Annotated in this window: 20 protein-coding genes and 6 pseudogenes; 11 read left to right on the top strand and 15 right to left on the bottom strand. The window is 72.0% G+C overall.

Annotation, left to right across the window (positions count from 1 at the left end; genetic code table 11):
* Position 1 precedes the first annotated feature (1 nt).
* Positions 2-466, bottom strand: a complete 465-nt coding sequence (locus JNW91_RS09580) for a MarR family winged helix-turn-helix transcriptional regulator (protein ID WP_203174529.1) — start codon at positions 464-466, stop codon at positions 2-4.
* Positions 467-602: 136 nt separating this feature from the next.
* On the opposite strand from JNW91_RS09580, the gene JNW91_RS09575 reads away from it, so the two are divergent.
* Both JNW91_RS09575 and JNW91_RS09570 read left to right on the top strand, forming a co-directional pair.
* A complete protein-coding gene (locus JNW91_RS09575; protein ID WP_203174528.1) occupies positions 603-1,163 on the top strand; it encodes an NADPH-dependent FMN reductase in 561 nt (186 codons plus the stop codon).
* Positions 1,164-1,298: 135 nt separating this feature from the next.
* Entirely contained in the window at positions 1,299-2,588 is a 1,290-nt protein-coding gene (locus tag JNW91_RS09570) for an MFS transporter (protein WP_203174527.1), read from the top strand.
* 113 nt (positions 2,589-2,701) lie between these two features.
* Here the strand turns inward: JNW91_RS09570 and JNW91_RS09565 are convergent, their stop codons facing one another.
* The 3 genes from JNW91_RS09565 to JNW91_RS09555 are packed head-to-tail and all read right to left on the bottom strand — an operon-like array spanning position 2,702 to position 5,306.
* Complete coding sequence (locus JNW91_RS09565; protein WP_203174526.1) at positions 2,702-3,187, bottom strand: GNAT family N-acetyltransferase; 486 nt, start codon at positions 3,185-3,187, stop codon at positions 2,702-2,704.
* Positions 3,188-3,234: 47 nt separating this feature from the next.
* The gene (locus JNW91_RS09560; RefSeq protein ID WP_203174525.1) at positions 3,235-4,239 is read right to left on the bottom strand and encodes a phosphotransferase family protein; all 1,005 of its coding nucleotides are present in this window, start codon (positions 4,237-4,239) and stop codon (positions 3,235-3,237) included.
* 2 nt (positions 4,240-4,241) lie between these two features.
* Positions 4,242-5,306: a LacI family DNA-binding transcriptional regulator gene (locus JNW91_RS09555; RefSeq protein WP_203174524.1), complete on the bottom strand. Its 1,065-nt coding sequence runs from the start codon at positions 5,304-5,306 to the stop codon at positions 4,242-4,244.
* 92 nt (positions 5,307-5,398) lie between these two features.
* Here JNW91_RS09555 and JNW91_RS32085 point away from each other — a divergent pair, with 92 nt between their 5' ends.
* Positions 5,399-5,743, top strand: coding sequence for a cupin domain-containing protein (locus JNW91_RS32085; protein WP_203174523.1), 345 nt, complete (start codon positions 5,399-5,401; stop codon positions 5,741-5,743).
* Positions 5,736-5,948, top strand: a pseudogene (locus tag JNW91_RS09545) (cupin); the annotation flags it as partial. The gene JNW91_RS32085 and the pseudogene JNW91_RS09545, both read left to right, overlap by 8 nt.
* Before the next feature lie 113 nt (positions 5,949-6,061).
* On the opposite strand, the pseudogene JNW91_RS09540 reads toward JNW91_RS09545, so the two are convergent.
* Positions 6,062-6,151, bottom strand: a pseudogene (locus JNW91_RS09540) (DNA-binding response regulator); the annotation flags it as partial.
* 24 nt (positions 6,152-6,175) lie between these two features.
* Entirely contained in the window at positions 6,176-7,432 is a 1,257-nt protein-coding gene (locus JNW91_RS09535) for a sensor histidine kinase (protein WP_407664295.1), read from the bottom strand.
* A gap of 227 nt (positions 7,433-7,659) precedes the next feature.
* Here JNW91_RS09535 and phoU point away from each other — a divergent pair, with 227 nt between their 5' ends.
* Positions 7,660-8,313, top strand: a complete 654-nt coding sequence (phoU, locus tag JNW91_RS09530; protein WP_203174521.1) for a phosphate signaling complex protein PhoU — start codon at positions 7,660-7,662, stop codon at positions 8,311-8,313.
* A gap of 49 nt (positions 8,314-8,362) precedes the next feature.
* On the opposite strand, the gene JNW91_RS09525 is transcribed toward phoU, so the two are convergent.
* Entirely contained in the window at positions 8,363-9,130 is a 768-nt protein-coding gene (locus JNW91_RS09525) for a phosphoglyceromutase (RefSeq protein WP_203174520.1), read from the bottom strand.
* A 153-nt stretch (positions 9,131-9,283) separates the two neighbouring features.
* Here JNW91_RS09525 and JNW91_RS09520 point away from each other — a divergent pair, with 153 nt between their 5' ends.
* Together JNW91_RS09520 and JNW91_RS09515 are read left to right on the top strand one after the other, a co-directional pair.
* Entirely contained in the window at positions 9,284-10,564 is a 1,281-nt protein-coding gene (locus tag JNW91_RS09520; protein ID WP_203174519.1) for an MDR family MFS transporter, read from the top strand.
* A 46-nt stretch (positions 10,565-10,610) separates the two neighbouring features.
* Positions 10,611-11,893: pseudogene (locus JNW91_RS09515) on the top strand (MFS transporter).
* A 393-nt stretch (positions 11,894-12,286) separates the two neighbouring features.
* Here the strand turns inward: JNW91_RS09515 and JNW91_RS09510 are convergent.
* The 3 genes from JNW91_RS09510 to mshA form a co-directional block, all read right to left on the bottom strand.
* A complete protein-coding gene (locus JNW91_RS09510; RefSeq protein WP_238424670.1) occupies positions 12,287-13,147 on the bottom strand; it encodes a hypothetical protein in 861 nt (286 codons plus the stop codon).
* A 226-nt stretch (positions 13,148-13,373) separates the two neighbouring features.
* A complete protein-coding gene (locus JNW91_RS09505; protein WP_203174517.1) occupies positions 13,374-13,889 on the bottom strand; it encodes a type III secretion system chaperone family protein in 516 nt (171 codons plus the stop codon).
* Between the two features lie 57 nt (positions 13,890-13,946).
* Positions 13,947-15,308, bottom strand: a complete 1,362-nt coding sequence (gene mshA, locus JNW91_RS09500; RefSeq protein ID WP_407664292.1) for a D-inositol-3-phosphate glycosyltransferase — start codon at positions 15,306-15,308, stop codon at positions 13,947-13,949.
* A 215-nt stretch (positions 15,309-15,523) separates the two neighbouring features.
* On the opposite strand from mshA, the gene JNW91_RS09495 reads away from it, so the two are divergent.
* Both JNW91_RS09495 and JNW91_RS09490 read left to right on the top strand, forming a co-directional pair.
* A complete protein-coding gene (locus JNW91_RS09495; protein WP_203174516.1) occupies positions 15,524-16,288 on the top strand; it encodes an SDR family oxidoreductase in 765 nt (254 codons plus the stop codon).
* Positions 16,289-16,315: 27 nt separating this feature from the next.
* Positions 16,316-17,079 (top strand): annotated as a pseudogene (locus JNW91_RS09490) (class I SAM-dependent methyltransferase).
* Here JNW91_RS09490 and JNW91_RS09485 read toward each other — a convergent pair.
* The 5 genes and pseudogenes from JNW91_RS09485 to JNW91_RS09465 all read right to left on the bottom strand — a co-directional run.
* Positions 17,045-17,593, bottom strand: a pseudogene (locus JNW91_RS09485) (diguanylate cyclase domain-containing protein); the annotation flags it as partial. The pseudogenes JNW91_RS09490 and JNW91_RS09485 overlap by 35 nt on opposite strands.
* 79 nt (positions 17,594-17,672) lie before the next feature.
* On the bottom strand, positions 17,673-18,482 hold the full coding sequence (locus JNW91_RS09480) for an SAM-dependent methyltransferase (RefSeq protein WP_203174515.1): 810 nt from the start codon (positions 18,480-18,482) through the stop codon (positions 17,673-17,675).
* Positions 18,483-18,671: 189 nt separating this feature from the next.
* Positions 18,672-19,340, bottom strand: coding sequence for a response regulator transcription factor (locus JNW91_RS09475; RefSeq protein WP_007072219.1), 669 nt, complete (start codon positions 19,338-19,340; stop codon positions 18,672-18,674).
* Between the two features lie 7 nt (positions 19,341-19,347).
* Positions 19,348-21,039: a sensor histidine kinase gene (locus JNW91_RS09470; RefSeq protein WP_203174514.1), complete on the bottom strand. Its 1,692-nt coding sequence runs from the start codon at positions 21,037-21,039 to the stop codon at positions 19,348-19,350.
* Between the two features lie 14 nt (positions 21,040-21,053).
* Positions 21,054-22,862, bottom strand: a complete 1,809-nt coding sequence (locus tag JNW91_RS09465) for an AMP-dependent synthetase/ligase (protein ID WP_203174513.1) — start codon at positions 22,860-22,862, stop codon at positions 21,054-21,056.
* A 220-nt stretch (positions 22,863-23,082) separates the two neighbouring features.
* Between JNW91_RS09465 and JNW91_RS09460 the strand changes: the two genes are divergently transcribed.
* Both JNW91_RS09460 and JNW91_RS09455 read left to right on the top strand, forming a co-directional pair.
* Positions 23,083-23,538: an SRPBCC family protein gene (locus tag JNW91_RS09460; protein ID WP_203174512.1), complete on the top strand. Its 456-nt coding sequence runs from the start codon at positions 23,083-23,085 to the stop codon at positions 23,536-23,538.
* Between the two features lie 31 nt (positions 23,539-23,569).
* A pseudogene (locus JNW91_RS09455) lies at positions 23,570-23,961 on the top strand (hypothetical protein); the annotation flags it as partial.

Genomic DNA, 23,961 nt, shown 5'->3' with positions numbered 1-23,961 from the left:
CTCAGTTGGCCGTCCCCGCGCCGCGGAAGGCGCGTGCCAGCTGAGCCAGGTCGAAGCCCTCGAAGTGCTGGAGGAACCGCCGGCGTACGGCGGCCAGGTGACTGGGCCAGGACTCTTCCAGGCGGGCGAAGCCGGCGTCGGTGAGGACGGCGTTCCAGCCGCGGGCGTCCTGCTCGCACCGCTCCCGCTTGACCAGGCCCTGTGTCTCCAGCCTGATGATCGTTCGGGTCATGCCGCTGAGCGAGAGGTGGCAGAGCGCGGCGAGTTCGTGCATGCGCATCCGCCGGTCCGGTGCCTCGGAGAGGTTCATCAGGGCTGTGTACTCGGTCAGCGGCAGTTGCCGATCGCTGATCATGTCGCCGTCGATCGCGCGGGGCAGTACGTGCATCACCTGGCCCAGGGCGCGCACCAGGGCCTCCTCGTCCGGGCTGAGCGGTTTCGGACGCTCTGCGGGGGTGCTGGCCATGCGCCCATCGTAATTGCTTGATCGGTCAAGTGCCCACTTACGGTGTGGGGACGACCACACCGCAGTCATTTGCTTGACCAAGCAAGGATCGGCTAGCGTCGGCCCGTCAGCCCAACGACTTCTGAAAGGCGCCACCATGACCAGGATCGGGATCATCCTCGGCAGCACCCGCCCCGGGCGGAACGGGGAAGCGGTCGCCCGCTGGGTCCTCGAGGTCGCCAAGCAGCGCTCCGACGCGGAGTACGAGCTGATCGACCTGCTGGACTACGAGCTGCCGCACCTCGACGAGGCGTACCCGCCGGCGATGGGTCAGTACACCAAGCCGCACACGCTTCGCTGGGCCGAGACGATCGCCTCGTACGACGGGTTCATCATCGTGACCCCCGAGTACAACCACTCCACGTCGGGCGCCCTGAAGAACGCGATCGACTTCCTCTACGCCGAGTGGAACAACAAGGCCGTCGGCTTCGTCAGCTACGGCTCGGTCGGTGGCGCGCGGGCCGTCGAGCACCTGCGTCTGATCGCCGGCGAGCTTCAGATGGCCGACGTGCGTTCCCAGGTGGCGCTGTCGCTCTTCACCGACTTCGAGAACTTCAGCGTCTTCAAGCCCAACCAGTTCCACGAGGACGCCCTGACCACCACGCTCGACCAGGTGGTCGCCTGGAGCAGCGCGCTCGCTCCGCTGCGCCAGCGCTGACCTCGTACCGGACAGCCCCGGAGGCGGCCACGGGAGGAATCCCGGGGCCGCCTCCGTGTGCTGGTGCCCCAAAGGGGCTCGCGGTCAGCGACGCGTGCGCCCGGCACAGCCGATCGGCGTACTATCCTCGGCGCCATGAGCCGACCCACCGACGCCGGCCGACGTCCGCTGTGGCGGGACCGCACCTTCGGCACGTACTGGGTCGCGCAGTCGCTCTCCGCGGCCGGTGACTCGTTCGCCTACCTGGCGGTGCCGCTGCTGGTGCTCCAGGCGACCGGGTCGGTGGCGCGGATGGGGCTGCTCACCGCCGTCGCGGGGGCGGCGTCCGTCGCCGCCGGCATCTTCGGCGGGGTGCTGGTCGACCGGTACGACCGCCGCACCCTGATGATCATGGCGGATGTGATCCGGCTGGTGCTGTACGCCCTGGTGCCCCTGGCCTGGCTCGCCGGCCCGCAGGTCTGGCTACTCTTCGTCGTGCTGCCGATCTGCGAGGCGGCCGGCATGGTGTTCCAGGTCGCCGCGGTGACCGCGGTCCGCAACCTCGTCGACTCCGACCGGATCACCGAGGCCAACGGCCGGTTGCAGGCGACGTACGCGGCGACGGCCGTCCTCGGGCCGTTGCTCGCCGGCGTGGTGTCGGCCCGCTTCGGCCCGGCGGTCGCCATCGCCGTCAACGCGGGAAGCTTCGCGCTCTCCGCAGCCGGTCTGCGGCTGATCCGACTGCGGCCCGTCCAGGCCGAGGACGCCGCACCGGCGGCCCGGCAGCGCCCACTGACCGAGTTCCTGGCGGGGGCGCGGTTCCTGTGGCGACAGCCCGTCCTGCGCGCCCTGACCGTGCTGTTGTCGGTCTTCATCTTCCTGACCTACGGCTTCACCGACGTGTTGATCTACCACGTCACGCACGACCTCGGCGGCTCCGAGGGCACCGTCGGCACGGTGCTCGGACTGGCGGCGTTGGGCACCGTCGCTGGCGCGCTGCTCGTGGCACCGCTGCGCCGTCGGCGCGGTTTCGGCGCCACCTGGATCGGCGCGCACACGGTCTGCGGGTGCGCCGTGGCGGGTGTGGGCATCGCGACGAGCGTGCCGGCGGTCACCGCGCTGACCGCGGTGTACCTGTGTTGCCTCAGCATCGGCGGGATCTGCTCGATGTCGCTGCGCCAGGAGATCACCCCCGACCATCTGCTCGGCCGGGTCACCTCGGCGTTCTGGAGCACCCACTACTCCCTCGGGCCGGCTGGCGCCGCCGTGCTGACCTGGTCCGCCGGCAGGTACGGCGTCCAGGCGGTCACGCTCGTGGCCGGTGCGGGGTGCCTGCTGGTCGCGGCCGGTGGCCTGTTCACCCCGATCCGCCGCGCCGGCGCGGAGCCGGCCGCCGGGCAGGCGGCACTCCGCGCGGCGCCGGCCGGCGACCCCGTCCGTGGTTGAGACGCTTCAGAGCTGATGTCGTAGACGAGTCACGCGTGCGCGGCGAGCAGCCGATTCGTTCACGGCATCAGCTCCAAAGGCGCCAACCACCACCACGGCCTCCCGCGGGCCGGTCAGAACTCCTGGTACATGACGTGCAGGCCGACCCGGCCGAGGGTGGGGTGGCCGAACGCGCCCGGCACCGTGCCGACCACCTCGAAGCCCTCCCGCCGGTACAGCTCGACCGCCGACCGGTTGCTCTGCACCACGGCGTTGAACTGCATGCCGGCGTACCCCTGCCGGCGGGCCCAGCTGAGGGCGTCGCGGCACAGCGCGGTGCCCACGCCCCGCCCTCGCGTGTCGGCGTCGACCATGAAGCTCGCCGTGGACACGTGCGCGCCGGGCCCGGGGCGGTTGGTGCCCATCTTCGCGGTGCCGAGCACCCGCTCGCCGTCGACCGCGACGACGGTCCGACCCGGCGGGGCCTCGATCCACGTGCCGTACGCCGCGTCCGCGGTCATCTCGGGGTCGTAGGTGAACGTCTCCTGTGCCCGGATCACCTCCTCGATGATCGGCCACACCTGCGACCAGTCCTGGCCGACGAACTCCCGAATCCGCACGCAGGGCAGGCTACGAGCGGTGGCGCAGCCCGGCAACGGGAATTCGTTCAGCGAGTGCCGAGCGCGGCGATCTCCTCGTCGAGCAGGGCTGCCAGCCGGGCGTGCCGCCCGGGATGGCTGCTCGGCGTCATGCCACGGCTGGGCATCTCCACGGTCATCAGCAGATACAGGTGCAGCCGGTACAGCGCGAGCCGGCGACGCGCCGAGTCGTCCAGGACCAGCGGCCCGGCAGCGGCCCGGTACCCGTCCAGCAGGGGATGGTCCGGCTCGTCCTCGGCGCGTCGGAACAGCCGTGGCGAGACCAGGTCCAGCAGCGGGTCGCCGTACAGGTACCGTTCGCCGTCGACCAGGCCGCGCAGCCGCAACCGCCCGTCCAGGTCGGGCGCGGCCAGCACGTTACCGTCCCAGCAGTCGAAGTGCAGCAGAGCCGGGCGGCGTACCTCGTCCAGCACGTCGGCGTACCGCCGCACCAACGCGTGTAGATCGTCCGCGGTGACCGGCAGCCGGACCTTCCAGTCGGCCGCGTCGGCGAGCAGCGCGTCGAGCATCTCGGTGAACGCCGCCCGCCAGGTCGACCCGCCGGCCCGGTCGCCGTCGTAGCCGAACCGGTCGCCGGTGATCCGGTGCAGCGCGGCGAGTGCCACCCCGAGGTCGTACCGCGCCGGGCCGTCGTCGACGCCGTGCCCGGCCAGGTCGTACAGCGACCGGCCGGGCAGCATCCCGGTGACCAACCATTCGCCGTACGCCGGGTCGGCGCCGTGGTACAGCACCGGGGGTACGGGCACCTGCGGCGCCCGCTCGGCGACCAGCCGGAAGTACCGCGCCTCGGCGGCGCAGAGCCCCCGTTCGTAGCGCAGCAGCGGCGTTCCGGCCGGTGGGGCCACCTTCAGCACCACCCGACGGTCGTCGTCGAGCAACGCCCACCACACCGTGGCGTACCCGCCGCCGGCCAGCGGGCCCGCGTCCCGGACCCGGGACCGTGGCCCGAACGACGCGCGGACCAGGTACGCCACGTCGTGCGTCGTCAGGGGACGCTGTGTCGGGCTGACCACGGTCACGACGCCGGGTCGGCCCGCCGTGCCCGGGGCGCCGACCCGGTGGCGGCGCGTGCGGCGGGGCCGGTGGTGTCCCGACGGACCAACTCCGCGGGCAGCACCTCGACCCGGGGCGACACCGCCTCCGCGCCGAGCACCAGCGACATCGCGCGTACTCCCATGTCGACCAGCGGCAGCCGCACGGTGGTCAGCGCCGGGGTGACGTCCCGGGCGATCGGCATGTCGTCGAAGCCGATCACGGAGACCCGCTGCGGTACGGCCAGTGAACGGGCCCGCAGGGTGGCCAGCGCGCCGATGGCCATCGAGTCGTTGAGCGCCACGATCGCGGTCAGCTCCGGATCGGCGTCGAGGAGGCGGGCGGTGGCCTCGGCGCCGCCGTCGCGGTCGAACTCGGCGTACCGGATCCGCCGTTCGGGCAGGTCGCGGCCCTGCTCGACGAGGGCCTGTCGGAGGCCGGCCAGCCGATCGGTGGTGGTGGTGAGGATGCGCGGTCCGGCGACCACGCCGATCGTTCGGTGCCCCAGCTCGCACAGCTCCCGGCCGGCAAGGTACCCGCCGGTCCGGTTGTCGGGCATCACCGCGTCGCCGGAGTGCTCGTGCCGCCCGATCACCGCGACCCGTCCACCGGTCGCCCCGTACGCGGCGAGCTTCTCGTTGAGCTGCCGGGTGAACGCCTCGTCGTGGTAGCCGGAGCCGGCGAGGATCAGCGCCGCCACCTGGTGGCCGCGCAGCAGCTCCACGTACTCCAGCTCCCGGTCCGGGTCGCGGTAGCTGTTGCAGATCATCAGCAGCCGGCCCTGGTCGGTGGCGACGCGTTGCAGCCCACGGGTGATCTCGGCGAAGTACGGGTCGGAGACGTCGTGCACGATCACGCCGACCGCGCTGCGGTGCGAGCGGGCCAGCAGTTGGGCGTGCGCGTTCGGCACGTACTGCAACTCGGCGACGGCGGCGAGGACCCGCTCGCGCAGCTCCTCGGTGACCGGCTTGCTGCTGCCGTTGATCACACGAGAGGCGGTGGCGGGCGAGACACCCGCGCGCCGCGCCACGTCGGACAGGGTCGCCATGGCCGCCCCCTCGATCTGTTGACGGCGTTTCGCCGTGCCGGCTAGCGTCACGGTACCGCAGTGAAAGCCCTTTCCCGCAGGGAGGCCCTGCCGTGTCCGATCGCTTCGCGGTGCTTCAACTCGACGACCTTCCCACCAGACGCTGCTCGTGCGGGACCACCCGCAGAGGCTTCATCGCCGAGAGCGACGGCCAGGCCAGCGTCCATCTGCTCCAGGTGCAGGACGCGGTCACCCACCACCACCGCATCGCCACCGAGTACTACATCGTGCTGGCGGGTGAGGGTGAGATCGAGCTGGACGGCGTACGCCATCCCGCCCGGCCGATGTCCGCGTTCCTGATCAAGCCGGGATGCCGGCACCGGGCCATCGGCGACCTCACCGTCCTGCTGGTGTCCCTGCCGGCGGCGGACGACACCGACGAGTACTTCGATGCCTGACCGGTCGGCCGCGCTGCCCGGCGGCATCGGGGTGTCCCGGCTGCGGGTCTACGACACGGTCGGGCCCGACGGCGTGGTCGGCGGCACCCCGCACGTGCACCTGTGCTGTACGGAGGGGTACGTGGTGACCGACGGCGAGGGCGCGGTGCAGACGCTGACCGCCGACGGCTACCGGGAGACCCCGTTGCGGCCGGGCGCGGTGGTCTGGTTCGAGCCGGGCACCGTGCACCGCCTGGTCAACGGGGGTGGTCTGACCATTGTGGTGCTCATGCAGAACAGCGGCCTACCCGAGGCCGGCGACGCGGTGCTGACCTTCCCGACCGAAACCTCGAAGCCCTCCTTACGGAGCATGTACGACAAGGCGTCGGAGAACGACTCCTCGTCCTCGACCACGAGAACGCGGCTCAACGGGGATTTCCTTTCCATTTGCTGTCAGACCTGCCGTAGCTCGGCCGGACCGGCCTCGATCCCAACCGGCGGCAGTGTCGCCAGCAGGTCGTCCGGTGGACTTGCGGGCAGCCGGAGGGTGAACGTCGATCCACCGCCAAGAGTGCTCGACACCTCGACCCGTCCGCCATGGTTGCTCGCGATGTGTTTGACGATTGCCAGGCCGAGCCCTGTGCCGCCGGTGGCACGCGAGCGGGCCTGGTCGGCCCGGTAGAACCGTTCGAAGATCCGGTCCACGTCGGTCGGGGCGATACCGATGCCCTGGTCGGCGACGGCGATCTCGACGTGCTCGTCGCCTCTGCGGAGGGTGACCCGTACCGTGGTGTCCTCGCCCGAGTAGTTGATGGCGTTCTCCACCAGGTTGGCCACCGCCGTGGCGAGCTGGGTGTCGCTGCCGTAGACGGTGAGGCCGCGCTCGCCGTCCACCGTCACCTCGACGCTCCGCGCGGAGGCCGTGGTGCGGGTCCGGTCGACCACCTCGGCGATCACCCAGTCCAGCGCGACCGGCTCCGCCGGCGGCTGCGGCTCGGCGCCCTGCAACCGGGTCAGCTCCAGCAGCTCCTGCACCAGCCGACCCAGTCGGGTCGACTCGTGCTGGATCCGTTCGGCGAACCGGCGGGCGGCGACCAGGTCCTCCGAGAGGTCGGGTGCCGCGGCCTCGGCCGGTTCGGTGGCGTCCAGCAACGCCTCGGCGAGCAGTTGCAGTGCCCCGATCGGCGTCTTGAGCTCGTGGCTCACGTTGGCCACGAAGTCACGTCGCACCCGGGCCAGTCGGTGCGACTCGGTCACGTCGACCGCCTCCACAGCGATGAACCCGTTGCCGATGCCCATCGCCCGCAGGTGCACCCCGAGCGGGTTCTCCCCCGCGCTGTCGCGGCCCCGGGGCAGGTCAAGTTCGATCTCGCGCCGGACGCCGGTGCGTCGCACCTGGCCGGCGAGGGTACGGATCAACGGGTGCGCGGCGATCGTGCCCGGGGTGCTGCCGGTGCGCAGCAGACCCATCGCGCGGGCGGCCGGGTTGACCAGCACGGGTACGTCGTCGCTGTCCAGCACCACGACACCGGCCCGGAGCGAGTCGATCGTCCGGCGACCGAGCCCGGCCTGCTGCTCGTCGGCTATCGCGGGCCTCCCCCTGCTCCAGCGAGAGCTTGCGCTCCCCGTCGACGTGGAGCGACTCCGGGTCGGCAGGAACCGGGGCAGCACGAAACCGACGGCCACCCCGGCCGCCAACGCCACGGCCACCACGACCGCCACCGCCCACTCCACCCGGCGATCGTAGGGTCATTGTTAACCTGGCTACCACACAGAACGGGACGAACCACCCGCACTTCGAGGAATGTTCACCCCCGCGTCTGGCGTCGTTCACCGTGGTTCATCCCGGGTCCGTCCGCGCGACCTACCGTTGGCGTCGCACCTGCTCAACACTGCGCCGGCACCCCGTCGGCGGCGACCGACCACAGGACGTGATGATGCGCGACGAGTTCCGGGCCGACCTCCAGATCGTCAGCCAACTGCTGGTGGACATGGCGGAGGGCGTCCGCGCCGCCATGCGCCAGGCCACCCGGGCCCTGCTCACCGCCGACCGGCAGGCCGGCGAGACGGTCATCGAGCGGGACGCCGAGATCGACGACCTCTACCGACACGTCGAGGAGCGGGTCTGTGACCTGCTCGCCCGGCAGGCACCGGTGGCCTCCGATCTGCGGGCGATGATCACCGCACTGCACGTCGCCGCCGACCTGGAGCGGATGGGTGACCTCGCCGACCACGTGGCGAAGACGGCGCTACGTCGGCACCCGTCGCCCGCCGTACCTGCGGAACTGCGGGCGGTCTTCACCGAGATGTCCGAGATCGCCGACCGGATGGCGGCGAAGATCGGCTCGGTGCTGGCGAAGCCCGACGCCGACCTCGCCGGCGAGCTGGACCGCGACGACGACGCGATGGACGAGCTGCACAAGAGCCTGTTCTCGGTGCTGCTCGGCGACGACTGGCCGTACGGGGTCGAGACCGCCATCGACGCCACCCTGCTGGGCCGCTTCTACGAGCGCTTCGCCGACCACGCGGTCAACGCCGGCGAGCACGTGATCTTCCTGATCACGGGGGAGAACAAGCCCGCCAGCAACTGACCCGCATCGAAGAGGGGCCCCTGCACCGCAGGGGCCCCTTCGTCTGCTCTCAGCGGCCCTGGTTGGCGACCGCGGCGGCCGCTTCCTTCGCTGCCGTGGGGTCGAGGTAGCTGCCGCCCAGGGTGAGCGGACGCAGCTGCGGGTCGAGGTCGTAGCGCAGCGGGATGCCGGTCGGGATGTTCAGCTTGGCGATCGCCTCGTCGGAGATCTGGTCGAGGTGCTTGACCAGGGCCCGCAGCGAGTTGCCGTGCGCGGCCACCAGCACCGTCCGGCCAGCCAGAATGTCCGGCACGATCGAGTCGTACCAGTAGGGCAGCATCCGCTCGACGACGTCCTTGAGGCACTCGGTACGCGGCATCAGCTCGGTCGGCAGCAGCGCGTACCGCGGGTCGCCGACCTGCGACCACTCGTCGTCGTCGGCGATCGGCGGCGGCGGCGTGTCGTACGAGCGGCGCCAGAGCATGAACTGCTCCTCGCCGTACTCGTCGAGGGTCTGCTTCTTGTTCTTGCCCTGCAGCGCACCGTAGTGCCGCTCGTTGAGCCGCCACGACCGGCGCACCGCGATCCAGTGCCGGTCGGCGGCGTTCAGCGCCAACTCGGCGGTGCGGATCGCCCGGCGCATCACGCTGGTGTGTACGACGTCGGGCAGCAGGCTGTGCTCGCGCAGCAGCTCGCCGCCGCGCCGTGCCTCACCCTCGCCCTTCTCGGTCAGGTCAACGTCCACCCAGCCGGTGAAGAGGTTCTTGGCGTTCCAGTCGCTCTCACCGTGCCGCAGCAGGACCAGCGTCCCGATGGTGGGCCCCTCGCTCGCAGTCATGCGGATCATCCTGCACCAACCACCGGCCGGACACGCGGGCACCCGTCGTGACGACCACCACGTGAAAAAGCTGATGACCTGCGAATCCGGCCAGCACTAGGGTTGTAAGGCACTGAAGTCAGATCGGTCATTACTTGCAAGCGGGGGCGCCATATGCGGACGATGCGGAGCTGGTTCCGGGATACCACCGGCGGCCTGCCGACCACCTTCTGGTACCTGTGGACCGGCACCCTGATCAACCGTCTCGGCTCGTTCGTCCTCGTCTTCCTCGCCATCTACCTGACCCAGGAACGCGGCTTCTCCGCCTCTCAGGCCGGTCTGGTGCTCGGGCTGTGGGGCGTCGGCGGCGCGGTCGGCACCACCGCCGGCGGCACGCTCGCCGACCGGTGGGGGCGCCGACCCACGCTGCTCACCGCCCACGTCGGCGCCGCCGCCATGATGCTCGGGCTAGGGCTGGCCAGGGACCTCTGGGCGGTGGCGCTCGGCGCCCTGCTGCTCGGCCTGTTCGCCGAGGCGGCTCGGCCCGCGTTCGGCGCCATGATGATCGACGTGGTGCCCGCGAAGGACCGGCTGCGGGCCTTCTCGCTCAACTACTGGGCGATCAACCTCGGCTTTGCCTGCGCCGCCGTCCTCGCCGGCCTCGCCGCGCAGGCGGACTACCTGCTGCTGTTCGTGGTCGACGCCGGCACCATGCTGATCACCGCGCTGATCATCTTCACCCGGGTGCCGGAGACGCGGCAGGCCGGGCCCGCGGCCGCGGCCATGGTGCAGGCCCCACGCGGCGCCCTGCGGACGATCCTCACCGACCGGGTCTACCTCGGTTTCGTGGCCCTGAACCTGTTCGCCGCGCTGGTTTTCCTCCAGCACATCTCGATGCTCCCGATCGCCATGGGCGACGACGGCCTCAGCCCGGCCACCTACGGCTCGGTGATCGCGCTCAACGGCGTCCTGATCGTGGTCGGCCAACTCTTCGTGCCCCGGCTGATCCGGGGCCGCAACCGCTCACACGTGCTCGCCCTGGCCGCCGTGGTGATGGGCGTCGGGTTCGGGCTGACCGCGTTCGCCGGCACCGCCTGGTTCTACGGCCTGACCGTGCTGATCTGGACGCTCGGCGAGATGCTGAACTCGCCGTCCAACTCCACCCTGATCGCCGAGCTGTCGCCGGCCGAGCTGCGCGGCCGTTACCAGGGGGTCTTCTCCCTCTCCTGGCAGATCGCGGGGGCCAGCGCTCCGGTCCTCGGCGGCCTGGTGCGCGAGCACGCCGGCAACGACACGCTCTGGTTCGCGTGCGCCGTGATCGGCGTCCTGACCGCGGTGGCGCACCTGGTGTCGGGGCCGACCCGGGAGCGGCGCGCCGCCGAACTGCGCCGCTCTGGCGAGGCACTGGTACCGGTCAACACCCGGGCTTCGCAGCCCACCGAGGCGGTCGCCTGACCGACGGTCCGACTACTGTTAGGAAGCTGAACTGTCGGGAGGTCGGGTGCGGGCGCTGCGCCGTTGGTGGGACGACACTGCCGGTGGTCTCCCCGCCACCTTCTGGTACCTCTGGGCCGGCCTGCTCATCAACCGGGCCGGCGCGTTCGCGATGCTCTTCCTGTCGCTCTACCTCACCGATGCGCGCGGTGCCAGCGAGGCGTTGGCCGGCACGGTCGTCGGCGCGTACGGAGCCGGTGGGGCCGCCGGCGTACTGCTCGGCGGGGTGCTGGCGACCGGTGGGGCCGCCGGGCCACCCTGCTCGCCGCGCACCTGGTCACCGCCGGCCTGATGGTGGCGCTGGCGTTCAGCCGACCGCTGGTGTTGATCGCGGTGCTGTCCGCGCTGGTCGGCGTCGTGCACTCGATGCCCAGCCCGGCCTTTGTCGCGGCAATCGTCGACGTGGTGCCCGCGCAGCGCCGCTCACGCGCGTTCAACCTCCAGTTCTGGGCGTTCAACCTGGGCATGGCGGTCGCCTCGCTGCTCGCCGGGGTGCTGGCCGAGGCGAGCTTCACCGCGCTGTTCCTCGTCGACGCTGGCGCCACCCTGGCCGCCGCCGCCGTGATCGGCTGGAAGGTGCCGGAGACCCTGCGACGGGCCGCGCCGGCCCTCGCCCCCCGGCCACCGGCCGAGTCCGGCCGACTCCGGAGCCCCGGCCTGCACACCGCGCTCACCGACCGGACGTTCCTGGTCTTCGTCGGGCTCACCTTCGTGCTGGCCGTACTCACCCTGCAGACCTCGACGATCATGCCGCTGGCCATGCGGTCGGACGGCCTGGGCCCGTCGGCGTACGGGCTGGTGGTCGCCCTGGGCGGCGCGCTGATCGTGCTCGGGCAACTGTTCGTGCCCCGGCTGATCGACCGGCACCGCAAGGACGTCGTGCTGGCCGTCTCCACCGCCCTGCTCGCGCTCGGTTTCGGTGTGCTCGCCGTCGCGGACGACCTCGCTGTCTACCTCGGGGCCGCCGTGGTCTGGACGGTCGGGTCGATGCTCGCCGCCCCACCCAACGCCCAGATCAACGCCGACCTCGCGCCCCCGCAACTGCGGGCGCGGTACCAGTCCGTCTTCTACCTGACGTTCCCGGCCGCCGCGTTCGTCGCGCCCACGCTCGGCGGGGTGAGCCTGCAGTACCTCGGTGACCGGCACTGGCTGATCGTGGGCGGGTTGGGCCTGCTGGCCGCGTTCGGCCACCTGCTCGCCGGGCCGCCACGGGAGCGGCACGTCGCCGCGCTGCAACGGGCCGCCGGCCGGGAGCCGACAGCACCCGCCGACCACGTTTCGACCGGGTGAGTTGGCCAGTCAGGTCAACGGGGTACGAACAGCGCAAAGCGCCCACCATGCCCCGAAGGTCATGGTGGGCGCCCGCCGGTGGGGCCGGCGGCGGCGGGCAACACTCACCCCCGTAAGCATCGCCCGCTCGCGCCGCCGGTCCAAACAGGTGGGCACCGTCCCCCAACGGTTGGTCCACCCGTCCCCTCGCGCCTCGCCTGGTGCGCGGATCTGATCGATCCGCCGCTCCCCCGAACGTTTCCAAGCGTGGCGCGGTGCAATAAAGTTAGTTCGCCCGGATTCTGGATTCAACCCAGACCGGCTGTCTCGCCGGTCACAACTGGCGAGTATCCCCAGCTCGGGCCTCGCTCTCTGGCAACAGCCGCATACCCCTGCGACATTCCCGCAAACACCTCAACCGTCCTCACGCTCGGGTGATTCGGTCCGGAAGAAGTTGCTCTGCCGACCGTCGCGCATCTGCTCCTGATAGATCAGGTTCAGCCGGCGCAGGTCGAACGTGTAGAACCACTCATCCCAGGTGATCTCGCGGATCCGGCTGCTCTCCCGGTATCCGGGAATGTTGAACGTCAGCACCCCGGCCCGACCATCCCGCTCGGTGCCGGCGATGGTCGCCGGCTTCGCCCCGCGCTGCTGTGCCCACCGTTGGATCACCTCGTGGTTCGCGGTGATCAGGCTCCGCCCCGGCCGCTCCGGCCGATCCGCGATCGACGAGATCACCTGCGAACTACGGACCGATCGGCCGGTACCCCGCCCGGTCCGGATCCCACCGGCCGCCGTACCGGCGGTCGAGCGGGTCGGCGCGGCCCGCTTCGCCGCCGGCCGCGCCGGGGCCTTCTTCGCCGGCGCCTTCCGCGCGGGTGCGGTACGGGCCGTCGCCGTCCCACGCGCCGCAGTCGCCTTCCGAGCGGCCGCGGATGTGCGCGCAGCCGTCGACGTGGTCTTCTTCGCCGCCGTCGACTTCCGCGCCGGCGCGGTCTTCTTCGCCGCTGCCGTCCGCTTCGCCGGGGCGCTCTTGTTCGCCGGCGCGGCCTTCGCGCGGCTTGACGCCGGTCTCGCCGCCGCCTTCTTCGTCGCGGCGGCGCGACCCGCCGACGCCCTGCTGCCGGTGGCCCGGCCCGCAGGACCGGTGCTGCGCCGGCCCGCACCGGCCCGCAACGAACGCACCAACTGTTTCACCAGGTCGGGCTTGCGCAGAGCGGAGATCCCGGAGACACCGCGCTTGCGCAGCTGCCCCCGGATGTCGTCCACCCGCATCCGGGAAATCTCCGACTCGGAGATTCCAGGGGTACCCGGCGTCTGGTTACCGGCCTGCTGTTTGGTCCTGGTCGCAGTTCCGCCGCGACCCGAGCTGTTCCGCTGAGCCATGGGACGCTCCGCTCCTCGACACTCCGTCCTCGGCGCGCGGGGGTCCCTGCCGCACCGCGCGGTGCGGCATACCCGTCAGGAGCACTCCGAACCACCAGCCGCAGGCCGGATGCGGTCAGGCCGGGTCGGGGCCGGACCCGGAGGGTTCGAAAAGGTGGGCGAACGCGGCCAGATTCGCCGTCGACTCGCCGCGCTTGACCCGCCACTCGTACTCGCGCCGAATGGAGCTGCCGAAGCCGATCTCCAACATGGTGTCGAAGGATTCGTCGGCGTACGTGAGCACCGCCCCGAGCAGCCGGTCCAACTCGTCGGCGTCCACCCCCGCCGGGTTGACCCGCCCGGTCAGGTACACGTCGCCGACCGCATCGGTGGAGAACGAGACGCCGTACATCCGGGCGTTGCGCTGCAACAGCCAGGCCCACAGCTCCTCGCGCCGCTCGTCCGGCTGGCGCATCACGAACGCCTCGACCCGCAGCGCGTGCTCACCGACGATCAGGTTGCAGATCGTCTTGAGCTTGTGGGTGCCCGGCAGGGTCACCGCGTACGAGCCGGGCCCGGTCGACTCCCAGGCCAGGTCCCGCTCCGTACAGACCGACTCGATAAGGCTCGCAAGATCGCTCTTCGGGCTCACCGGGCCCACTCTACGACCGACCCGGTCCACGCACCCGGCGACGACCGACGGCACCGGTCACCACGAGCAGGAGAGCGCGGGATCGGCCAGGTCGGCGGCGAGCCGGGTACGGTGCGCGGTGATCGCCTCGCCGTAGACATTGAGCAGGCCGGCGACCGTGCGGTCCCAGGAGAAGTGCCGGGCGTGCTGCTCGGCACCCCGGGCCAGGGCGGCGCGGCGGGCCGGGTCGGGCAACAGACGGCCCAACGCGAGGGCCCAGTTCACCGGGTCGTGCCCGTCGATCAGCACCCCGCTCACCTGGTCCCGCACGGCGGTGACCAGCCCACCCACGGCGGCCGCCACCACCGGCGTGCCGCAGGCCTGTGCCTCCAGCGCGACCAGCCCGAAGGATTCGTTGTGCGACGGCACCGCGACCACATCGGCGGCCCGGTACAGCGCCGGCAGGTCGTCCCCGGTACGCGGCGGCAGGAATTGCACCCGGTCGGTGACCCCGAGCGTGGCGGCCAACTCGATCAGCGCGGTCGGCCGGTCCAGTCCGCTGCCGCTGGGGCCACCGCAGATCACCACGGTCACCTGGTCGGCCAGCGCCGGATCGCGCTGCCGCAGTGCGCCGACCGCCCGGATCAGGACGTCGGGAGCCTTGAGCGGCTGGATCCGACCGACGAAGGCAACCACGTACCCCTCGACCGGCAGGCCCAGCCGGCGACGAGCGTCGCGGGTGGCCGCGGACCGGTTGCCCGGCGCGGGCCGGAACCGGCCCAGGTCCACGCCCGGCTGCACCACGGTCACCCGCGTGGGGTCGGCGTCGTACCGGTCGACCAGGTCAACGGCCTCCGCGCGGGTGTTGGCAACCAGCCGGTCCGCCTCCGCGACCACCTGCTCCTCGCCGATCACCCGGGCCTTGGGCTCCGGTCTGTCGTCGGCCGCGAGCTGGGCGTTCTTGACCTTCGCCAGGGTGTGCGCGGTGTGCACCAGCGGCACCCCCCAGCGCTCCTTGGCCAGCCAGCCGACCTGGCCGGAGAGCCAGTAGTGGGAGTGGATCAGGTCGTAGTGACCGGGCGGACGGGACGCCTCGGCCCGCAGCACCCCGGCCGTGAAGGCGCAGAGCTGCCCGGGCAACTCCTCCTTGGTCAGCCCCTCCAGCGGCCCGGAGGTGATGTGCCGGACCTGCACGCCGGGAGCCATCTCGACCACCGGAGGCAGGTCGCCGGAGGTGGCCCGGGTGAAAATCTCCACCTCGACGTTGGCCTCGGCCAGCCGCCGGGCGACCTCCAGGATGTAGACGTTCATCCCGCCGGCATCACCCGTCCCGGGCTGGTGCAGCGGTGACGTGTGCACCGACAGGGTGGCGATACGACGCGGCCGGGGCCACGGTCGAGCACCTCGCTGACGACCGACGCCGGTGTGCATCTCCGCCACGTCCGCTCCTTTGTCACGGTTAATGCCGTCTCGCACGACCGGCGCTTCTCGGTCAACCCGTACGCCGGATGTCATCTTCCCCATCGGGCTAGGGAAATGCGCCAGCACGGCCGGCCGGGGTGACGGACCTCATCACCACACCCCTTCCGGCCCCACCCGGCCGCCGCCGCACGCCCGCCCGGAGCACCGCCGAGGGGCGGGGTCACAATGACCCGATGACCTCTGTCGCCATCGTCACCGGAGCGTCCAGCGGGATCGGCGCGGCCACCGCCCGTCGACTCGCCGCCGAGGGTTTCCACGTACTCGCCGCCGCCCGCCGCGCCGAACGGCTCGCCGACCTCGTCGCCGAGATCACCGCCGCCGGCGGCCAGGCCACCGCCGTGACCTGCGACGTCACCTCGGACGAGTCGGTCGCCGGGCTGGCCGAGGCCGCCGCACAGGCACCCGGGCCGGTCACCCTGCTGGTCAACAACGCCGGCGGGGCACGCGGACTGGACCCGGTGGAGTCCGGCTCGATCGGCGACTGGCAGTGGATGTACGACGTGAACGTGCTCGGCACACTCCGGGTGACCCAGGCGCTGCTGCCGGCACTGGAGGCGTCCGGCGGCGGCACCATCGTGGTCGTCTCCTCCACCGCCGGCCTGACCGTCTACGAAGGCGGAGGCGGCTACACCGCCGCGAAGCACGCGCAGACCGCCATCGCCGGCACGCTCCGGCTGGAGCTGTGCGGCCGACCGCTGCGGGTCATCGAGATCGACCCGGGCATGGTGAAGACCGACGAGTTCGGGCTGGTCCGCTTCGACGGCGACGCCGAGCGCGCCGCCGCCGTCTACGCCGGGGTGCCCGACCCGCTCGTCGCCGACGACGTGGCCGACTGCATCGCCTGGTGCGCCACCCGCCCCCAACACGTCAACGTGGACCGGCTGGTGGTGCGACCACGCGCGCAGGCAGCCCAGCACAAGGTGCACCGGGTCTCCTGAGACCCGCACGGGGCGGGAGGGCTCGGGATGAGCCAGGCGGCGCGACGCCGGCCCCTCGGCGTGGTCACCCGGGGTACCACCAACCCGAACCGCTCCGCCGGGTGGACAACTGGATCGTCGCGACCCTCGCCGAACGGCTGCGGGCCGCAGCCGACCCCCTGGTGGTGGACCTCGGCTACGGCGCGACACCGGTGACCGCGGTGGAGTTACGGGCCCGACTGGCCGCGGCCGTACGTCCCGACGTACGGCTGGTCGGTCTGGAGATCGACCCGGCCCGGGTGGCCGCCGCGGCAACGGCCGCCGACCCGCCCCGGCTGACCTTCGCCCGCGGCGGATTCGAGCTGGCCGGGCTCCGGCCCGTGCTGGTCCGCGCGTTCAACGTGCTGCGCCAGTACGACGAAAACGAGGTACCCGGCGCCTGGCGGACGATGACCGCAGCACTCGCCCCCGGCGGAGTGCTCGTCGAGGGCACCTGCGACGAACTGGGGCGGCTCGCCAGTTGGCTGCTGATCGACGCGGACGGCCCCCGTACGTTGACCCTGGCCGCGAAACTCACCACCCTCAGCAGCCCCGCCGAACTGGCCGAACGACTACCCAAGGCGCTGATCCACCGCAACATCCCCGGTGAACCGGTCCACGACCTGATCCGTGCCCTGAACGACGCCTGGCAGTCCGCAGCCCCCTACGCCACGTTCGGCCCCCGCCAACGCTGGTTGAGAGCGGTGACCCACCTGAAGGACACCGGCTGGCCCGTCCTCGCGAACCCACCTGGTGGCCGAGGGTGTCGTTGACGACCTTGAACCGGTCCAGGTCGAGGAAACACACCCCGACCCGCTGCGCGCCCCGACCCGGCTCGTTGAGAGCGGCGGTGAGCCGCTCGGTGAACAGCGTCCGGTTCGGCAGGCCGGTGAGCGGGTCGTGCGTCGCCTGGTGCCGGAACCGCGCCTCGCTGGCCCGCAACGCCCGCTCCGCCTGCGTACGCGCCACCATGGCGGCCCGGCGGATCGACTCCTGCTCGTCGAGGGTCCGGTCGCGCAGCGCACGGGCGTAACCGGTCGCCACGGCCGCCAGCAGCCGGGCCATCCGGTCCTCGACGTCCTCGGCCACCAGACCCAGGTCGCGCACCAGTCGAAGCTGGATGACCTCGACGGTACGGCCCAGCCCTTCCGCGGAGGCGATGTGCGCGGCGACCAACTCGGCGCCGACCCGGTGCCCGGCACGCAGGTCGAACGGCTCGGCGAGCAGCGCGCCGGCCAAGTGGCCGGTGAGCCGGTGCAGCAGCGCCTCAAGCTGCGCCTGCGTCATCGGCAGGTAACTGGTGCCGGAGACGGCCTTCGCCCAGGCCCGCGCGAAGGTGCCCGGGCAGGACGCCCCCTCGGGCGATTCAGCCACCGAGTCGCCCGACGCCGCCCATGAAGACGGCGCGTTCGGCGTCCTCCGCGCTGTCCGGGGTGTCCGGCCGCCACTGCGGCACCCACACCACACCCGGGTCGAGAAGCTCGAACCCGTCGAACAGCGCGGTCAGTTCGGCGCGGCTGCGGACCGTCAGCGGGCTGTCGGTACGCCGGTAGACCCGTTCCGCCTCGGCCCGCTCGTCCGCGCTGCGCCCGTCGTCGCTGGCCTGCGACAACACCAGGTAACTGCCGGGGGCCAGGGCGTCGCGCAGGGTCGCCAGCAGCTCCGCCGGCCGGTCGTCGTCGGGAACGAAGTGCAGCACGGCCACGACCATCACGGCCACCGGCTGGCTCAGGTCGAGCAGCTTGCGCACGTCCGGGTGGCTCAGGATGGCCTCCGGGCGCCGCAGGTCCTCCTGTACGACCACGGCGTGGTCGTTGCCGGCAAGGATCTCCCGGCTGTGCGCCACCGCCACCGGGTCGACGTCCACGTAGACCACCCGCGACGCCGGGTCGATCCGCTGGGCGATCTCGTGCACGTTGCCGACCGTGGGGATGCCGGAGCCGATGTCCAGGAACTGCCGGATCCCGGCCTCGGCCAGGTGGTGCACCGCCCGGCGCAGGAACGCGCGGTTGGCCTGGGCCATCAGCGGCGCCTCCGGCACCGAGGCCACCATCGCCTGCGCCGCGGCCCGGTCGGCGGCGAAGTTGTGCGAGCCGCCGAGGTAGTAGTCGTACATCCGCGCGACGCTCGGGCGCTCGATGTCGATGGTGTCGGGCGCCCAGTCCGGCCGCTGCATACGCTCACCCCTCCGAGTCGGCGTCGCGGGCATCGCCGCCCGCGCGGGTATTGTGCCCCCGCCAGGCCCGCCAGACCATAGCCTGCCGCCGGGTCGTCCGCCGACGTCGGTCGATACGCGAAGGTCCGCGCCGGCGTGAGCTAGCGCGGACCTTCGGTCGCGGTGTCCCGCTCGACGAGCGGGGGCAGATCAGAACTTCGGGGCGTCCGGCGCCTCGAGCAGGCCGAGCCGCAGCGCCGTCATCAGCGCCTGCGCCCGGTTGGCCGCTCCGAGCTTCTCGTAGAGCTTGGAGATGTGGGTCTTGGCCGTGGACTCACTGACGAACAGCTGCTTGGCGATGCCCGCCACGCTCATTCCGTCGGCGAGCAGCCGCAGCACCTGCCCCTCGCGGGGGGAGAGCTGCGGACCGGACGGGGCTAGCCGGCGCTTCATCGCCTCGGCCAGGTCGGCGGCGGTGAACGCGCTGGGGGAGGAGGCGGCGTGCCGGGCGGCTGCCACCACCTCGTCGGCCGGGGCGGTCTTCGGTACGAAGGCGCTCGCACCGGCCTCCAGGGCGCCGAAGAGCTGGTCGTCGCCGGCGTACATGGTCAGCACCACGATGCCCATGGACGCGCTGGACTTGCGCAGCGCGCGGGTGGCCTCCAGGCCGCTGCCGTCGGGCAGCCGCAGATCCATGATCACCACGTCCGGCTGCAGGGCGCCGGCCTGGCGTACACCCTCTGCCGCCGTGGCGGCCTCACCGACGACCTCGAACTGCCGGTCGCGCTCGAACGCGTGCCGCAGGCCCTTGCGAATCAGGTCGTGATCGTCGACAAGGAGGACCTTGGTACGGGTGGCCGGTGTCGGACTTGTGGTCATCCTCGGGTTACTCCCCTTCTGGTGCTGCGCTGTCGCGCACGTTATCGCGCCGGGACGAGGTGCCGAGAACCACCGCCACGGTCGTGCCGCTGGGTTGCCGTGGCCTGATCTCCAACCGGCCCCGGATACGTTCCGCCCTCTCGGCCATGATCGCAAGACCGTACCGTCCATCGGGGCGCTGGTCAGCCATCCCCTGACCGTCATCCGACACTTCTATTTGCGCGTACGGGGGGTCCACCTCACACGTGACCCACAGATTCGACGCCCCGGCGTGCTTGCGGGCGTTCGTCACCGCCTCCTGCGCGATGCGCAGCAACTCGGCCTCGGTGGCCGCCGGCAGGCGCGCCGTGGACTCGTCCAGCGACAGGTGCACCCGCAGCCCGCCGGACGCGCCCACCGTGCGCGCGTACTCGGCGATCGCCGCGGCCAGCCCACCCTGCCGGTCCACCTCGCTGCGCAGCTCGAAGAGGCTCAGCCGCAGCTCCTGGATCACCCGGGTCACCTCGGCGCGCAGCGTCCGCAGGGCCTCGGCGGTCTCGTCGGCGTCGTCGAAGACGGTGGCCAGGGCGTTGTCGATGCCGTAGCCGACCATCACCAGTTCCTGCGCCACCCCGTCGTGGATCTCCCGGGCCAGCCGCTGCCGCTCCTCGTTGGTGGCCAGCGAGCGGACCTCGTCGAAGAGCAGCGCCGCCTCCAGCCGCAGCGCGGCCGGCCGGGTCAACCCGGTCACCCGGGCCACCACCGGCGGCGGGTACGCCTGGGCGACGTCCGCCTCCAGCACCACCAGCCCCACCGTGCGCACGCCGGCGACCAGCGGAACGATCAGCGCGGACACGTCCCCGCCGCGGTGTGTACGCGACTGCGACCGGGCGGCCGTCGTGGCCTGCTGGCTGGCCCAGGCGTCGGCGATCGCCGAGTCCGCGTCGAGCGTCGTCTCCCAGTCCACCCGGTCCACCCCGGCCTGGGCGAGCACCACGAGCCGGCCGCCCCCGCTGGCCGACAGCACCGCGCCCCGGTCCGCGCGGGCCACCGTGCGCAGCTCCTCCAGCAGGTGCTCGGAGATGCCGCCCGGGTCCAGGGTCGCCCCGGGCAGCTGCCGGGCCACGGTGCGCAGCTGGGTCAACAGTCGGGTCGCCTCGGCGTACGGCTGGGGCTTGCCCTCGCCGCGGACGGCCATCACCCGGTGCAGGGTGCCGGCGGCGTACAGCCCCAGGGCGGCCAGGATCAGCCACTGCGCGCAGACCGCCAGATAGCCCGGCTGGGCGAGCTGACGGCCCCCGCCGGCCTCCGTCACCGCGCCGCTGACCAGCAGGGTGGCGGCGGTGACGGCGAGCAGGGCGGCGCCCTCGGAGAAGTGGCGGCGCAGCGCGGTGACGGTCACCGGGACCGCCAGGTAGGGCAGCACCGCCGACGCGCCCAGGCCGTCGACCGTGCCACCGATGGACGCGACCGCGGCGACCTGGCTCGCGGCCAGCCCCAGCACCACGACCTCGGCCACCCGGCTCAGCGGGCCGACCAGCCGGTGCTGCGGGGCCAGCAGCGAGGGCAGCCCGGCGACCGCCAGCAGCGCGATCCACCACAGCTGGGTGACGTCGTGGGTGGCGAACAGGGTCAGGACGGCGACCAGCGCCAGCATCACCAGGCGGGCGGCCGCGGCGAGGGGATGCGGGTGCGGTGCGGCGGATGTCGATGCGGGCACGTGACGGATGGTAGTCAGCCCCGGTAGATATCGGCGATTTCCGCCGCGTACGTCTTGTGGACGACCTGCCGCTTGACCTTGAGCGACGGGGTCAGCTCGCCGGTGGCCTCGGTGAAGTCGTGGGGCAGGATCCGGAACACCTTGATCGCCTCGGCCTTCGAGACGGCCTGGTTCGCGGTGTCGATCGCGGACTGGATCTCCGCGAGCAGACCCTCGTGTTCACGCAGCTGCTCGATGGAGGTGTCGGCGGGCAGCCCGGCGCCCGTCAGCCAGGTCGGCAGCGCTTCCTCGTCGATGGTGACCAGCGCCGCGATGAACGGCTGCCGGTCGCCGACGACGACGCACTGGCTGATCAGCGGGTGCGCCCGGACCTGGTCCTCCAGCACCGCCGGGGCGACGTTCTTGCCGCCGGAGGTGACGATCAGTTCCTTCTTGCGGCCGGTGATGCTCAGGTACCCGTCGTTGTCGAGCTGGCCCAGGTCGCCGGTGCGGAACCAGCCGTCGGCGCTGAGCGTCTCGGCGGTCGCCGTGTCGTTGTGCCAGTAGCCCTGGAAGATCAGCTCGCCGGAGATCAGGATCTCGCCGTCGTCCTCGATCCGCACGGTCACGCCGGGCAGCGGGCGGCCGACGGTGCCCATCCGGGTGCCGGTGGGCAGGTTCGCCGCGGCGGCGGGCGAGGTCTCGGTCAGGCCGTAGCCCTCCAGGACCGTCACGCCGACGCCGCGGAAGAAGTGACCGAGCCGGGCGCCGAGCGGCGCGCCGCCGGAGATGGCGTCGCGGCACCGTCCGCCGAGCGCGGCGCGCAGCTTGCGGTAGACCAGCCGGTCGAAGACCACGTGCTGGGCCCGCAGCGCCAGGCCGGGTCCGCCGGGGGTCTCCAGAGCCTCGCTGTACGCGATGGCGACGTGCTCGGCGCGGGCGAAGATGCCGCCCTTGCCGTCGGCGTCGGCCTTCTGCTTGGCCGCGTTGTAGACCTTCTCGAACACCCGGGGCACGGAGAGCACGAAGGTCGGCCGGAACTCCTGCAGCTCGGCGACCAGGTTCTTGGGGTCGGCGCAGTGCGCCATGGTGGCCCGGGCCTGCACCACGCCGATCTGGATCAGCCGGGCGAAGGCGTGCGCCAACGGCAGGAAGAGCAGGGTGGCCGCGCCGGCGTTGAACAGGTTCGGCAGCACCGGCACCGCGTTGGCGATGTCGGCGTACATGTTGCGGTGGGTGAGCACGCAGCCCTTCGGCCGGCCGGTGGTGCCGCTGGTGTAGATGATGGTGGCGAGGTCGCTGGCGCGGACCGCCTTGCGGCGCCGTTCGACCTCGGCAGGTTCGATCGAGGCGCCCGCGGTGACCAGGTCGTCGACCCCGCCGAGCTCGATCTGCCAGACGTGCTTCAGCTCGGGCAGCCGGTCGCGTACACCGGCGAGCAGGCCCGCGTGCCGACCGGTCTCCACCACGACGGCGACCGCGCCGGAGTCGGCGAGGATCCACGCGGCCTGCTCGGCGCTGGACGTCTCGTAGATCGGCACGGTGACCGCGCCGGTCGCCCAGATGGCGTAGTCCAGCAGTGTCCACTCGTAGCGGGTGCGGCTCATCAGCCCGACCCGGGCACCCGGCTGGATGCCGGCGGCGATCAGCCCGCGCGCCACCGCCACGACCTCGTCGCGGAACTGTCGGCAGGTCACGTCGGTATAGGTGGTGCCGTCGGTGGCCGGGTCGCGGCGGGCGAACTGGACCGTGTCCGGCGCGACCTCGGCGTTGTCCCAGACCGGATCGGTGAGGTTGGCCGCGTCGCCAACGGTGACGATTGGCGGAACGGAGAACTCGCGCACCTGCACTCCTTCGTGCTCGCACTGGCCGGACCGGTCGCCATCACGGACGTCGGTTCTGTCGAAACCTACCCGGCGGGCGGTTCCGGTGGGTCAAGCAGGATGGTCGGTCGGGCATCGTGGTGGTTGGTCCACGACGCGCGGTGGGCTGCTGACCCCCCGTCGCCGGGCGCGGCGGGGGCGGCGCGGCGCGGGGGCGGCACCCGCCGGGTAGCCTCCCCCCATGGCGGACTCCTCCACCCAGTCGATCATCATCGGCGCGTCACCGGACCTGGTGGCGGCGGTCATCTGCGACTTCCCGCGCTACCCGGAGTGGACCGAGGCGGTGCGCCACGCCGAGGTCGTCGAGGAGTACGAGGACGGCTACGCCAGCCAGGTGCGGTTCGTTATCGACGCCGGGGTGATGGCCGACGAGTACGTCCTCGCCTACGAGTACACCGAGGACCTGTCCCGGATCGAGTGGCACCTGGTCGCGCCGTCGAAGATGCAGAAGAGTCAGCGCGGTTCGTACGACCTGGTGGGTAACCCGGACGGAAGCACCACGGTGACCTACACCCTTGAGGTCGAGCTGTCCGTGGGCATGCTCGGCATGTTCCGGCGCAAGGCCGAGAAAATGATCATGGACACCGCGTTGAAGCAGCTCAAGCGCCGGGTAGAAACACCCGGTGCGGCGCAGTGACGCATCCGGCGGCAGGGTGGAGGGGCCGAGGTTGAGCGGCACGGATCCGGGTTCGGCCCGGCAAGAGGCGGAGCGGCTGGTCGCCACCCTGCTCGCGGGGGCGCGGCTGGCCTCCGCCGGGTCGGCGGGCGGCGCGTACGGCTCGCTGGGCGGACTGCTGTCAGGTGTCCTCGGTCACAGTGGCACCCCGGACGGCCGCTCCGGCGGCACCGGCGGTTTCGCCACCGGTTCGGCCGAATGCTGCGCCTGTCCGGTCTGTCGGGGCATCGCCGCGTTGCGTGACCCGAGTCCGGAATTCGCCGAACGGCTGGCCACCGGCGCCGGTGACCTGGCGGCGGGCGTGGCCAGCCTGCTGCGCGCGTTCTCCCCGCCGGAGCCGCCCGCGGCGACCACACCCGACTCCTCCGCACCGGCCCGGCCGAC

Source organism: Micromonospora parastrephiae (assembly GCF_016802865.1).
GTDB classification, from domain to species: Bacteria; Actinomycetota; Actinomycetes; order Mycobacteriales; family Micromonosporaceae; genus Micromonospora; species Micromonospora parastrephiae.
This window is presented reverse-complemented; position numbering and strand designations above follow the sequence as displayed.